The sequence below is a fragment of the Roseateles sp. P5_E8 genome, assembly GCF_054177665.1.
Window position 1 is genome coordinate 40750 of the sequence record NZ_JBGCUM010000006.1, and the last position, 13377, is coordinate 54126.

Here is a 13377-nt window from a genome sequence, read left to right on the forward strand (position 1 = left end):
GAACCAGACTTGAGCTTAGAACCTGTAGCGCGCGCCGATCATTACGCGACGGCCCAGTTGGGTGACGGCACCCATCTGGTTCTCGTTGCGCATGTGCGTGCGGGTGTACGCGTCCGTCAGGTTGATGGCGTCGAACTGCAGGCGCAGATGCTGGTTGACGTTGTAGCCCACGCTCCAGTCCAACTGGCCGAAGGGTTCGACGTACAGCGGCTGGGCGCCTTCCACGCCGTCGTAGTTGGCCGCCAGGAACTTGCCGCGCCAGTTATAGGCCAGGCGGGTCGTCCAGTCCTCGTTCTCGAAGAAGCCGACCAGGTTGCCCGAGTCGCCCATGCCGACCAGCACGTCGGTTTGCCCGCCACGCTTGTTGTTGTCGTAGGCCAGGTTGGACTTCACCTTGGTGAAGTTGGCCGACACGCCGAAGCCGCTGTTGCCGAAGATGTGCTGCGCGTTCAGCTCGATGCCGTTGATCTTGTTCCTGCGGTCGTTGTTGGCGAACGTGCCCAGGTTGAACATCAGCAGCGGGTCGGTCGGCTGGGCGGTGATGGTGCCAAGCCCGCTTCCGGGGGCGCCGGTTGGGTTCACCCCTGGAGCGGTCGGGAAGTTCGCGAAGATGTACTTGCGGATGCAACCTGAATCGGCGCCGCAGCCCCCGGCCGTCTGGGCCTGGTTGTACATCGCACTGCCGATGGGCGTGTGCAGGCCGAACAGATTGGTTCTGGTGACGACTGCCTGGTTGTAGTCCTTGAGGGACTTGCGGAAGTAGCTCGCCGCGACGTAGCTGCTCTTGGCGTAGTAGTACTCGGCGGAGAAGTCGAGGTTGCTCGACTTCAGCGGCCTCAGGTCCGGGTTGCCCACGGACGATATGCCGCCGTCGACGCGGGCCAGCGTGTCCAGTCGCTGCCCGCCTTGGATGGCGTTCCAGCCCGGGCGGCCGATGGTCTGGCCGTAGCTGGCGCGCAGCTTGATGTCGTTGGTCACATCGGCGCTGAAGTCGATGGACGGCAGGAAGTAGCCGTACTTGCCGTCGCGCGACCCGGAGCGGGTGCCGCTGAACGTGATGGGCACTTCGTTGTCGGATACCCAGGCCACCGACACCGGAATCTTCTCCACGGACGGCGAACCCACCTTCGTGCGCTCGTAGCGGGCGCCGATGGCTGCTTCCATGGGCACGCCCCAGTCCCAGGCGAGGTTGTACTGGCCGAAGGCGGCTTGCGACTTTTCCGTGGTGCGGAAATCGTCGTTCCAGTCGAACGATGCCTTCAACAGGGTGTCGGAGCCCAGGGTCTTGATGGCTGCGGCGCGCAGGTCTTCGAAGTTGAAATAGAAGAACTGGTTGAACAGGCGCGGGTCGTTCGAGCCGGGGATGCGACTGAAGTACTTGCTGATCGAGTCGGTCTTCCAGATGTCGTCCGGCATCGCGGCGGGGCCACCTGCGGCGGCGCCGCCCCAGGTGTCGCGCTGCACGTTGGCAAAGGCCGAGCGGTTCTTGACTTCGGTCAGCGTCAGGCCGAAGTCCAGGCTGCTGTCAGCGTCGATCTTCCAGTTGCCCTTGGCCTGCAGCTGGTTGACCTCGTTCTTCTGGTAGCTGTTGCCGAACACCGAGCCCTGCAGCTCCTGCTTGGTCGGGTCCAGCGTCGTGCCCTTGATGCCCAGCACCGGGAACTTATTGCTGAAGTCGGCGAAGGTGTCGCCACGGTTCAGCGACGCGGTGCCCAACACCACGCTGGTGCCCAGTGGGTCATTGGCGCCCGAGGTGGCGGTGGAGTGGTGGGCGTCGAAGTCGAAGCTCAGCGCGTCGGTGGCCTTCCACTTCAGGTTCAGGCCGATCTGCTGATTCTTGTTCTTGGTGCTGATGCGCGAGGCGCCCATCGCCAGATCGGAGTTGCCGCCAGGAATGGTCTCGCCGTAGATGACGGGAGAGGAGGGCGAGCCGGTTGTGTATTCACCGAACTGGCCGCCGAAGTTGAACCAGGCGGAGATGTCATTGCGGCGCTGGCGGAACTTCTGCTCCGACATGACGAAGTCCAGCGTGCCGACCAGGTCCTTGGTGGGCTTGAACTGCAGCACCAGTTGGCCGTTCAGGCGCTCGCGGTGCACGCCGGTGAACGAGTAGTTCAGGTTCTGCGGCACGCTGTAGATGGAGTTGGCGGCCGGTCGGTTCTTGATGACGTTGGCCGAGGCCGGCGGCAGGCCACCCCAGACGGCGTTGGTCCCGCCCCAGTCGTTGTCCTGGACGCCGTTGAAGGTCTTCCAGCCGCTGCTGACGTTGGCCTGCGAGTAGCCGGAGTCGCGTACCTGGTAGGTGCCCATCAGCGCGATGCCGAACATACCGTCGTTGGACTGCGTGCTGTAGATGCCGCTCAGCTCAGGCGTGGCGCGCTTGCCCTGCTCCTCGCCAGGCAGGCGGCGGGCAGACTGGTCGCTGACCAGCTTCACGCCAACGCTGGCGATGGTTTCCTTGATGTCGAAGGGGCGCTGGGTGCGGACATTGATGGTCGCGCCCATGCCGCCGGTCGGGCTGCTGGCGCGGCTGGTCTTGTAGACCTCCAGCGCCGCCACACCGTCGGAGGCGAGGTTGGAGAAGTCGAAGGAGCGCGAGGCCGGCGCGCTGCCGTCAACGCTGGCGCCGGGCATCTGGCGGCCGTTGAGCAGCACCAGGTTGAAGTCGGGGCCCATACCGCGCACGGTGATGCGGGTGCCTTCGCCGTTGGCGCGGTCGATGGACACGCCGCTGATGCGGCTCAGCGATTCAGCCAGGTTGGTGTCGGGGAACTTGCCGATGTCTTCAGCCACGATGCCGTCCACCAGGCCCGACGACGAGCGCTTCAGGTTGACCGAGGTTTCCAGCGACTTGCGGATGCCGGTCACGACGACCGTCTCCAGCTGCGTGGTGCTGGCCAGCGCCTGGGGCACCGAGGTGGACGGCGTGGGGCCGGCATTGGGGTTGCCGCCTTGGGCCAGCGCGGCGGCACTGGCGAACAGCAGGCCGCTGGCGGCAGCCAGGGCGGTGAGGCGAGGGGCGGGGCGGGTTGTTCTCATACTTGTCTCCAGAGTTGTGGTCTTGTCGAGTGGGCTCGATGACGAACTGAAAGCGCTTTCAAGCGTACGTCAATGCAAGCGCTTTCAACCTAGGCAACACCCTTGGTCTGCGGCTCGGCGGCAACGCCGGGCCAGAAGGACCAAGGGGTGTTGTTCCGGGGCATCGCCGGCTTGCAAGCCCCATCCCCATTGGGTTTGGCGGCGTTGGCGCGGCGGCTACGGGTAGTTTCGGGTTGAAAAGCGGCAGCCTGCTGAAACGACTGAAAGCGCTTTCATGCAATCATGCGACAGGGCCCCGAGATCAGCCACATGGTTTTCCCGGGCGGAACAACAGTCCGCGCGGATGGTCGGTGATTTGGTCTTCGGGCCGAGCGCCGGGCCTGCCATGAGCCAGAGGCTCATGGCCTTCCGTAGGCACAAGCAGTCCGCAGGGACTGCTTGTGTCCGACTTCAGTTCGCCAAGCCGGCCCGTTTGGCGATGTGCTTGCGGCTCGATGCAGCAAGCGTCGCCGTCCCCCAGGGGGACCGACTGGGCTTGCCCGCGTTCAGCGGGGCAAGACTGGGCGAGGGGTCAACGGTTTCGGGCCGAGCGCCGGGCCGCTCCCAAGCCGGCCCGCCTGGCGATGTGCGAGCGGGGCAACCCCCGCGAGCATCGCCGTCCCCTCGGGGGACCGGTCAGGCTTGCCCGCGTTCAGCGCGGCAAGACTGGACGAGGGGTCAACGCCCCACCCGCCGCGTGCTCTCACGCACCACCAGCTCCGGCCCGGGCAGCGTGGCCTTGGGCTTGACGCCGCGCAGCATGGCGAGCATGGCCTTGGCCGCCTCGATGCCGATCTCGTAGACGGACTGGCGCACCGTCGTCAGTGGCGGCATGGAATAGCGCGCCATGATGAGGTCGTCGAAGCCGACGAGGGAGACGTCGTCCGGCACGCGCAGGTTGCGCCGGTGCAGGCCCAGGCAGGCGCCGATGGCCATCTGGTCGTTGGAGGCGAACAGCGCCGTGAAGCGCACGTCGCGCTCCAGCAGCCGGCTGACCGACAGCATGCCGCCGGCTTCGGTGTAGTCGCTCTGCACGATGAGGTTGGGGTCTTGCGCGATGCCGGCCGCGGCCAGCGCGTCGAAGTAGCCGTTCTGGCGTTCGACGGCGTCGTCGTGCATCAGGTCACCGGCGATGAAGGCGATGCGGCGGTGGCCTTGCTCAATCAGATGCTGCGTGGCCAGCCGCGCGCCCTCACGGTTGTCGAAGCTGAAGCTGAACAGCTGCGGCCCGCTCAGCTGGCGGCCCACGACCACGACGGGCAGGCTGTCGGAGACCCGGGTCAACTCGGCGTCGGCGATGCGCCCGGCCAGCACGATGACGCCGTCGACGCGGCGCGACAGCAGCGTCTCGATGGCCTTGCGCTCGTCGTCCGCATGCCAGTTGCCGGAGACGAACAGCGGCACATAGCCGGCCTGCTCCAGTTCACGTTCGATGCCCAGCAGCGCCTCACCGTAGAAGGGGCTGGAGATGATCTGCGTGACGACGCCGACCGACAGCGTTCGCCCGCCGGCAAGGCCGCGCGCCACCGGGTTGGGGCGAAAGCCCAGCTCCAGGATGGCGGCGTCCACCGCGTCCTTCTTGGCCTTGCTGACGGCGGCGGTGCCGTTCAGGATGCGCGACACCGTGCTGGGCGACACGCCGGCCAGCGCGGCCACCTGCTCCAGCGTGACGACGCCGTCCGTGCGGCTTGAAGGCGCTTTCTTGGCAGGGTGAGGGGTGTCGTTCATCAGCATGGCGCGGCGATGGCCGAGTGTAGGTGCGGTGCTGTTCGGGCCGTCGTGGGGCTGACCCGCCAGCTTGGGTAGCCATGCGGCAATTTTGCGCACCAATCTGAAAGCGCTTTCAATAATCGGCAAAAAAGGGCCCGGCGCGACCTAGGCAACACCCTGGGTTGGGGTGAAGCTAGGGAGGCCGGGCGTGAGGGCGCCGGGCGGGCCGGCGCAGTGGAGAGAGGGTCCTACTTCCAGGGCGCGTTCTGCAGCGCCGGGTCGTTCACCAGGCCCAGGCTGTTGGCAGCCTTCACGCCGATGGAGCCCGGCGAGGCCAGCGGCGCGCTGCCGCAACTGCCGGTCGCCGTCTTCAACGCCTGCCACAGCATGGCGCCATCGCGCGGGTTCTTGTTGGCCAGCGTGCTGCCGGTCACCGCGTTCAGATAGCGCTCCACCGAGTAGGCCTGGTTGATGTTGACGCCGTAGCTGTTCTGCAGGATCACGGAGCCCGTGCACTGGGCGTCGGCGTTGTTCACCACGAGCTGTGCGCCCGACCAGCCTTCAGGCGCCGTCTCGAAGCCGATGGAGACGATGGTGCTGGCTGGAAACAGCTGGCGGTACTGCTTCCAGGACGTCACGCCGTCGAAGTGCTCGTAGCGCGCGTCGTAGGCCATGATGTTGACGAGGTTGAACGCGGTCTTCAGCGCCGGGTAGCTGTTGACCAGTTGCCGCTCCAGCCCGGCCTTGCCGCCCCAGTAGCTGACACCCACGCCCGCGCACTGCGGGTCGTTCTGCGTCGCACCCGTGCAGTCGGCACCGGTGGACCAGCCCGCCACGCTGAGGATGCGCCCGCCGCCGGCCAGGTCGACCGCCTTGCGCATCGCCTTGACGGCACCGGCATAGGCGTCGAGACCCTCGATCTCGAAGTCCACGTCCAGGCCGTCGAAGCCGACGTCTTTCATGATGTTGGACAGCGCGGTGATGGTCGGACCGCTGCCGGCATGGCCCTCAGCGGACAGCGTGCCCCAGCTGTTGTACGTCGCGCCGCCCACGGCCAGGATGACCTTGATGTTGCGGGCGTGCAGCACGTCTATGGCGGCCTTGATGTCCGACGGCCGACCGTTGAAGTTGATGCCGGTGCCGGACCAGTTGTTGGCCGCCATGCCGCCCCAGGCGAAGTTGGGCTGCGCGAAGGCGGCCACCACATGCGTGTAGTTGGCCGGGATGCGCGCAAAGTTGCTGGCCTGGAAGACTTGGTTCATCGTCTTGCCGGTGGCATCGAACCAGTTGTCGCTCCAGCTCGGGTAGTAGACGGTGTAGGCGCGTGACGACTGCGTGGCCGACTTGGCGGCCGGGTCGCTCAGGCCGGGGGCCGGTGCGGGGCCTGGCGCCGGGCCAGGGGCCGGGCCGGGTGTGGGTGCAGGGCCGGGCGCGGGGCCCGGGCTCGGGGCCGGGCCGGTCGTGCAGGCGCCTTGCGAAGTCCACGGCTGGCCGCTGCCGGCGGGGCCGCTGTTGGTGGCCGGGTCGTTGCCCTGCGTCCACCAGTTCGCCTTGTAGTTGGTCGTGCCCTTGCTGGCGACGGCGCCGCCGGTGTAGACGGCGGAGGCCGACCACGCCGTCGCGCAGTCTGCTGCTTCAGCCAACGTGGGCGCGGCCAACGAAGCAAAGGCAGCGGCGGTGATGGCGGCAAGCCGCTGCAGCTGGTGAGCGGGGATATCGGTGGAAAGCGGGTTCATGAAACATATCCTGTTCAAGGGCTTCAACAGCGGGGCTGGGCATTTGCCGCATCCCCGCACATCACCTGGCCGAACTCCCGGGCCGACAATCGGCCCATCCCAGGTGTTGAGGTTGCCAACTGGTATGCAACCAGCCTTGGAAAACTACAACCTCTTGCATACCACTCTGCGAATGGTGGGTGACATCGTCACGAGTGAAAACCCTTGTCCATGGAGCAAACGTAGCTGGCCGATGGGTGGCCGTGCGGTTCTCATGGGGCGGCGCAACTGTTTGCAGTCGTGATTAGGGTTTGTGCGGCTGGGCCTGGAAACGTCGCGGGGCACAATCTTGAAAGCGCTTTCAGAACCCATGTCCCGCCTTCCGACCCCTCTCACCACACGTCGCCAGCTGCTGGCGGATTCGCTCGCCGCAGCACTGGTATCAGCCACCGGGCCGGCAGCGGCCGTCGCGGCGGCTCCGGAACGCACGCTGACCGTGGCCGCCTTCCCCCTCGTCGACGTCATCGCCAAGGACTTGCTGAAGGGCTGGAGCCAGCGCCACCCGGAGGTGCGCGCCCAGGTCATCAGCCRCCAGTACGACGACCATCACACGGCCATGACGACAGCGCTATCAACCTCGGGCCATCTGCCCGACGTCATCGCGCTGGAGACCAGCTACCTGGGCCGCTTCTCGCTGGGCTCGGGGCTGGAGGACTTGTCCGCGCCGGCCTTCGGTGCCGAGCGCTTCAAGGACAGGTTCGTGCCCTTCGCCATCGAGACGGCGCGCAACCGCCAGGGTGCCCTCGTTGCCATGCCCAGCGACATCGGCCCGGGCGCGCTGTTCTACCGCGTCGACCTGCTGGCCCAGGCTGGCCTGAAGGAGGCGGACCTGACGCGCTCCTGGGAGAGCTATGTCGAGGCCGGTGCCCAGCTCAAGGCCAAGACCGGCGCCTATCTGATCGGTGACGTGCGGCTGCTCAAGGACATCATCGTGCGCGCCGGCACCCCGCCGGGCGAGGGCCAGTTCGTCGACAACCAGGGTCGGGCGCAGATCATGTCGGCGCGTTTCGTGCGCGCCTTCGAGCTGGCGAAGAAGGTGCGCCAGCAGGGCCTGGACGCACGGGTGGAGGTCTGGCAGAACGACTGGGCGGAGATGCTCAAGCGCGGCCGCCTGGCCACCGAGATGTCCGGCTGCTGGATGGCCGGCCAGATGGCCAACTGGGTGGCGCCCGGCACGGCCGGCAAGTGGCGCGTGGCGCAACTGCCCGAGAACGCCTATTGCTCCTACGGCGGCACCTACTACGCCATCCCGCGCCGCTCGGCGCCAGAGCGCAAGCAGTTGGCCTGGCAGCTCATCCAGGAGCTGACGATGGATCGCCAGCGCCAGCTCGACGCCTTCCGCTCGCAGGACGCCTTCCCGGCCCTGCTGGCCTCGCAGGAAGACGCCTTCTTCGACCAGCCCGTGCCCTTCCTGGGCGGCCAGCACGCCCGCCTGCTGTGGCGTGACGCGGCGCGGCGCATCCCCGTGGTCAAGATGCACAAGCAGCACAAGTTCGCCGACGAGGTCATCAACGCTGAGCTGGACAACGTGCTGGAGTACGGCAAGGCCATCCCCAAGGCGCTGGAAGATGCCCAGGCGCTGCTTGTTCATCGGGCGAATCGGTGATGGGAGGCTGTTCAGAAGGTGGCGTGCTGGCCAGGCCCAGCCGGGATTTCGTCCCGGCGGCCGACCTACTTTTTGCGCCGCCAAAAAGTAGGCAAAAAGCTCTCCCCTGCGAAACCGCCCCTTGCGGGGTCCCCTGCGATGCTCGAAACCCGGGGCCGCACCCAACTCACTTCGCTACGCTCCGTTCAAACAAAGGGGTGCGAAGTCAGATGTTGAAGCTCGCTGCGCTCGCGCCCCGGGCTTCTGCGCTTCTCGGCGGTTTAGAAGGGGAGGTTCGCGAACAGCCAGCAGCCAACAGCCAAGCCCAACAGCCGGCCGGTGGATGTATTTCGTATGCCCCCTTTAGCCCCGCCGAGGAACGGAAAGACTTGAGGCCGTGCGCGAAGCGCACTTCAAGAACTGACTCCGCACGGTTGTCTGAGCAGAGCGTAGCGGCGCGAGTTCCGGGCGGGGCCTCGAGGCTTGAGTACCGCAGGGGACCCGAAGGGCGGGGCGGTCGGGGGGAGCTCTTTGCCTACTTTCTGGCGGTCCAGAAAGTAGGTCGCCCGCCGGGGCGAAATCCCGGCATGGGCCTAGCCACAAAGACAACGCCACGCCAAACCGTGGAAGACCACTGACCATGCACAGCTTCCGCATCCCCTCCCGCTGGGCCCCCTACCTCCTGGTCAGCCCCTTCCTCATCCTGTTCGCCGTCTTCGGCCTGTTCCCGCTGCTGTTCTCGGCCTGGCTGGCCTTCCAGTCCTGGGAGCCGACCAGCGGCATCGAGGCCATGCAGTTCGTCGGCTTCGATAACTTCGTCTTCGCGCTGACCGACGGCTGGTTCTGGAAGGCGCTGCGCAACACGCTTTGGCTGGCCATCGCCACCGGCGTGCCCCAGCACCTCGTGGCCATCCCGCTGGCGGTCTTCCTGCATCGGTCGTTCGGGCGCTGGCGCGGTCTGTTCTCGGGTGCCTACTTCCTGCCCTACATCACGTCCACCGTCGCCATCGCGATGCTGTTCGGCTCGCTGTTCTCGACCGACTACGGCCTCGTCAACCAGGCCCTGCACGCGATGTTCGGCACAGACAACATCAACTGGATGCGCTCGCCCGACGCCATCAAGCCGGCGGTGGCCATCATCGTGTTCTGGCGCTACGTCGGCTTCAACCTCGTGCTCTATCTGGCCGCACTGCAGACCATCCCGCACGACCTCTACCAGGCCGCCAAGCTTGACGGTGCCGGCCCCTGGCAGCAGTTCCTGCGCATCACGCTGCCCGGCATCAAGCCCATGATCCTGTTCGGCGTGACGCTGTCCGTCATCGGCGGGCTGCAGATCTTCGAGGAGCCCTTCATCCTGACCAATGGCAAGGGCGGCGCCGACCAGGCTGCCATGACCGTGGCCATGTACCTCTACCGCCTGGCCTTTGACTTCAGCGACTTCGGTGGCGCCAGCGCCTTGGCCTGGATCATGTTCGGGATCATTGCGCTGCTGACCTGGCTGACGAACAAGGCGTTTGCGGACAAGCAGGTGCAGGCATGAAGCAGACCCCCAAGCTCCTGGCCTACGCCATCGTCGGCATCGGCGCGCTCTTCATGCTGGCGCCGTTCTATTTCATGTTCGTGTTCGCCACGCAGTCGCGCACCGACATCTTCAATGTGCCGCCGCCGCTGTTCTTCAGCGACGAACTGCTCAACAACATCAAGGTGCTGACGACCCGCCTGCCGTTCTGGAAAAACGTCGGCTGGAGCCTTTACGTGGGCCTCATGTCCACGGGCCTCACGCTGCTGTTCTGCTCCATGGCCGGCTATGCCTTCGCGATGCTGGAGTTCCGCTTCAAGAAGGCGCTGTTCGCCCTCGTCATGGCCACCATGATGGTGCCGAGCTTCATGAACATGATCCCCAGCTTCATGGTCATGGACGCGTTAGGGTGGATAGACACCCACCGCGCCCTCTACCTGCCCGGTGCGGCCAGCGCCTTCGGCATCTTCCTGATGCGCCAGTTCGCCGCCAGCACGGTGCCCAGGGAACTGCTCAGCGCCGCGCGCATCGACGGCGCCAGCGAGCTGGGCATCTACTGGCGCATCGCGCTGCCGCTGATGAAGCCGGCCCTCGGCACGCTGGGGCTGATCACCTTCATCAGTTCATGGAACAACTTCATGAGCCCGTTGATCGTGCTGCGCAACGCCGACAACTACACGCTGCCGCTGGCCCTGCGCAGCCTGTTCAGCACCACCAGCACCGAGTGGGGCGCGCTGATGGCCGGCTCGGCCATCGCCACGCTGCCGCTGATCGTTCTCTTCGTCATCTCGTCGCGCCAACTGATCGCGGGCCTGACCGCCGGCGCCGTCAAATAAGAACAGCCCATGAATCCTCTGCACCGTCAGTTCCCGCCCGACTTCGTCTGGGGCGTGGCCACCAGCAGCTTCCAGATCGAGGGCGCCGCCTTCGCGGACGGCAAGGGCGAATCCATCTGGGACCGCTTCTGCAAGCAGCCCGGCGCGATTGCCGACGCGAGCAACGGCGAGGTCGCCTGCGACCACTTCCACCGCCTCGATGAAGACCTCGACCTGATTGCGTCGCTGGGCGTCAACGCCTACCGCTTCTCCATCGCCTGGCCGCGCGTGCAGGCGCTGGGCCACGGCGCTTTCAACCCCAAAGGCCTGGACTTCTACGAGCGCCTGGTCGACGGCCTGAAGGCGCGCGGCATCCAGGCCTGGGCCACGCTCAACCACTGGGACCTGCCGCAAGGCCTGCAGGACCGCGGCGGCTGGAATGACCGCGACACCGTGCACCGCTTCGTCGACTACGCCCGCCATGTGCAGGCCCGCATCGGCGACCGGCTGCACGGCCTGACAACGCACAACGAGCCCTGGGTCGTGGCCACGCTGGGCAATGAGCAGGGCAACTTCGCGCCCGGTATCAAGAGCAAGAAGATCGCCACGCAGGTGTCCCACCACCTGCTGCTCAGCCACGGCCTGGCCCTGCAGGCGCTGCGTGCCGATGGCGCCAAGAGCCAACTGGGCATCGTGCTCAACCTCGCGTCCTGCGTGCCGGCCACGGCCATGCCGGCCGACATCGCCGCAGCGACCCTTGCCGACTCCCGCGGCCGCCGCTGGTATGCCGACCCGCTGTTCAAGGGCGCCTACCCCGAAGACGTGCTGGCCGAGCTGGGCGCCGACGCGCCCATCGTCGAGGCTGGCGACATGGCGGCGATTGCCCAGCCCATGGACTACCTCGGCGTCAACTACTACACCCGCAGCGTCGTGTCGGCCAGTGGCGAGGAGTGGAACGCCAAGGGCCGCGGCCTGCCGGTCTCGGACATGGACTGGGAGATCTATCCGCAAGGCCTGACCGACCTGCTGGTGCTGCTCAAGCGCGACTACGCCGACCTGCCGCCCGTCTACGTGACCGAGAACGGCGGCGCCTTCAAGGATGACACGGTCGTGCTCGGCCGTGTGCAGGACGACGACCGCGTGGCCTACCTGCGCAGCCACATCGCGGCCGTGGCCAGCGCCATGCAGCAGGGCGTGCCCATGGCCGGCTACATGGTCTGGAGCCTGATGGACAACTTCGAATGGGCCAGCGGCTACCTGAAGCGCTTTGGCATCGTCCATGTCGACTACGGCACCCAGGTCCGCACGCCCAAGGCCAGCGCCGACTGGTATCGCGCCTTCCTCAAGGACTGGCGCGGCTGACCCCATAACAACGACTCCGGAGACGAGACCATGAAGAGCATCACCCCAGCACCCCGCCCCTGGCGCGGCTTCCTATCCGCCCTGGCCTTTGCGCTGACCGCCTGCGGCGGTGGCGGTGGTTCGGCCACGGCAGCCACGCCCGCTGCGGCCGCACCTGCCGCACCGGCGGCCTCCACGCCCGCGCCGTCCAACATCTGGAGCCTGGTCTGGAGCGACGAGTTCGACGGCAGCGCCGGCACCGTGCCCAACGCGGCCAACTGGAACTACGACCTCGGCAACAAGGAGGCCAGCGGCTGGGGCAACCACGAGTTCCAGTACTACACGTCGAACGCGCGCAATGCGCAGATGGACGGCGCCGGCATGCTGGTCATCACCGCCGAGAAGGCCAGCAACCCCGGCCCCTGCTGGAACGACAAGCCCTGCGATTTCACCTCGGCCCGCATTCACACCAGCAACAAGGCGAACTTCACCTACGGCAAGGTCGAGGCGCGCATGAAGCTGCCTTCGGGGCCGGGCATCTGGCCGGCCTTCTGGAGCCTGGGTCAGACCGGCCAATGGCCGGCCGGTGGCGAGATCGACATCATGGAGTTCATCGGCAAGACGCCGAACGCGACCTACGGCACGCTGCACGGCCCCGGCTACTCGGGCGCCCAGGGCATCGGCAAGCCGCGCGACTTCGGCGGCCCGGTGGCCAACGACTTCCACACCTACACCATCATCAAGCGGCCCAACGAGATCATCTGGCAGGTCGACGGCGTGGAGTTCCACCGCCTCACGCCCGCCTTGCTGCCGGCCGGCGGCACCTGGGTGTTCGAGAAGCCCTTCTTCGTCATCCTCAACCTGGCCATCGGCGGCGACTGGCCCGGCTCGCCCGACGCGACGACCGTGCTGCCCGCGCAGATGAAGGTCGACTGGGTGCGGATCTACAAGGAAAACTGAGCAAGGAGCTCGACCCATGCAACGTCTGCTCTCGACCCTGACGCTGATCGCCGGCCTGCTCTGCGCACCGGCCACCCATCCCGCCGAGGTGAAGACTGCCTACGGCAGCTTCAACGCGCCGGACGGCGTGACGGCGGTGAACCGCGAGGAAAAGCCCGACAAGGCCGGCAAGCCCGCCGGCATGGCGGTCTATTCCCGCACCGATGACCCCAAGGCCGTCTTCATCGTCCTGTGGAACTACGCCGAGCCCGACCCGGCCAAGCCCTACGACCCGCTGGACGGCGCGGTCAAGATCGGCAACCCCTTCGACAAGAGCCTCACCCGCGATGCCGCCAAGCCGACGCTGGTGGGTGGCGTGGAAGCCGGCCGCTACGAGGGCAAGCTGCCCAACGGCCTGCGTGCCATCAGCTACGTCGCCGTCAATGGCGGCTACCGCCTCGTCGTGCTGCTGAAGGCCCCGCCGGGCAGCCCGTACAAGGAGCTGACGGATCAGTTCGCCAAAGGCATTGAGGGCTTTGCGTGGTCGCTGCCCGCAGCGGCCGCGTCAGCGCCGCAGTGAGACGCTGAGCGGCTTGCCCGGCGGCGCGGGATGCG

9 protein-coding genes are annotated in these 13377 nt (G+C 66.7%); 6 read left to right on the forward strand and 3 right to left on the reverse strand.

The genetic code is table 11. The features are described 5' to 3' along the window. Positions 1 to 15: 15 nt before the first annotated feature. From ACXRVZ_RS05055 to ACXRVZ_RS05065, 3 genes are all read right to left on the reverse strand, one after another. Entirely contained in the window at positions 16 to 3039 is a 3024-nt protein-coding gene (locus ACXRVZ_RS05055; protein WP_457420787.1) for a TonB-dependent receptor, read from the reverse strand. A gap of 717 nt (positions 3040 to 3756) precedes the next feature. After that, a complete protein-coding gene (locus tag ACXRVZ_RS05060) occupies positions 3757 to 4812 on the reverse strand; it encodes a LacI family DNA-binding transcriptional regulator (RefSeq protein ID WP_457420789.1) in 1056 nt (351 codons plus the stop codon). Between the two features lie 224 nt (positions 4813 to 5036). Next, on the reverse strand, positions 5037 to 6524 hold the full coding sequence (locus tag ACXRVZ_RS05065; RefSeq protein ID WP_457420790.1) for a glycosyl hydrolase family 18 protein: 1488 nt from the start codon (positions 6522 to 6524) through the stop codon (positions 5037 to 5039). 349 nt (positions 6525 to 6873) lie between these two features. On the opposite strand from ACXRVZ_RS05065, the gene ACXRVZ_RS05070 reads away from it, so the two are divergent. The 6 genes from ACXRVZ_RS05070 (at position 6874) to ACXRVZ_RS05095 (ending at position 13342) form a co-directional block, all read left to right on the forward strand. Beyond that, positions 6874 to 8169, forward strand: coding sequence for an ABC transporter substrate-binding protein (locus ACXRVZ_RS05070; RefSeq protein ID WP_458232220.1), 1296 nt, complete (start codon positions 6874 to 6876; stop codon positions 8167 to 8169). Positions 8170 to 8788: 619 nt separating this feature from the next. Then, complete coding sequence (locus ACXRVZ_RS05075; RefSeq protein WP_458232221.1) at positions 8789 to 9688, forward strand: carbohydrate ABC transporter permease; 900 nt, start codon at positions 8789 to 8791, stop codon at positions 9686 to 9688. Further along, positions 9685 to 10503 carry a carbohydrate ABC transporter permease gene (locus tag ACXRVZ_RS05080; RefSeq protein WP_457420796.1) on the forward strand — a complete coding sequence of 273 codons (819 nt, stop codon included), beginning with the start codon at positions 9685 to 9687 and terminating at the stop codon, positions 10501 to 10503. Before ACXRVZ_RS05075 ends, ACXRVZ_RS05080 begins: the two co-directional genes overlap by 4 nt. A gap of 9 nt (positions 10504 to 10512) precedes the next feature. Next, positions 10513 to 11844, forward strand: a complete 1332-nt coding sequence (locus tag ACXRVZ_RS05085) for a GH1 family beta-glucosidase (RefSeq protein WP_457420798.1) — start codon at positions 10513 to 10515, stop codon at positions 11842 to 11844. Between the two features lie 30 nt (positions 11845 to 11874). Then, positions 11875 to 12783 carry a glycoside hydrolase family 16 protein gene (locus tag ACXRVZ_RS05090; RefSeq protein WP_457420800.1) on the forward strand — a complete coding sequence of 303 codons (909 nt, stop codon included), beginning with the start codon at positions 11875 to 11877 and terminating at the stop codon, positions 12781 to 12783. 16 nt (positions 12784 to 12799) lie between these two features. Next, a complete protein-coding gene (locus ACXRVZ_RS05095; RefSeq protein ID WP_457420802.1) occupies positions 12800 to 13342 on the forward strand; it encodes a hypothetical protein in 543 nt (180 codons plus the stop codon). Positions 13343 to 13377 lie beyond the last annotated feature (35 nt).

Bases quoted from the DNA above. Each gene is read 5' to 3' on its own strand.
- ACXRVZ_RS05065 (WP_457420790.1), bottom strand. From the start codon at position 6,524: ATGAACCCGCTTTCCACCGATATCCCCGCTCACCAGCTGCAGCGGCTT.
- ACXRVZ_RS05090 (WP_457420800.1), top strand. From the start codon at position 11,875: ATGAAGAGCATCACCCCAGCACCCCGCCCCTGGCGCGGCTTCCTATCC.
- ACXRVZ_RS05060 (WP_457420789.1), bottom strand. From the start codon at position 4,812: ATGCTGATGAACGACACCCCTCACCCTGCCAAGAAAGCGCCTTCAAGC.
- ACXRVZ_RS05085 (WP_457420798.1), top strand. From the start codon at position 10,513: ATGAATCCTCTGCACCGTCAGTTCCCGCCCGACTTCGTCTGGGGCGTG.
- ACXRVZ_RS05095 (WP_457420802.1), top strand. From the start codon at position 12,800: ATGCAACGTCTGCTCTCGACCCTGACGCTGATCGCCGGCCTGCTCTGC.
- ACXRVZ_RS05075 (WP_458232221.1), top strand. From the start codon at position 8,789: ATGCACAGCTTCCGCATCCCCTCCCGCTGGGCCCCCTACCTCCTGGTC.
- ACXRVZ_RS05080 (WP_457420796.1), top strand. From the start codon at position 9,685: ATGAAGCAGACCCCCAAGCTCCTGGCCTACGCCATCGTCGGCATCGGC.
- ACXRVZ_RS05055 (WP_457420787.1), bottom strand. From the start codon at position 3,039: ATGAGAACAACCCGCCCCGCCCCTCGCCTCACCGCCCTGGCTGCCGCC.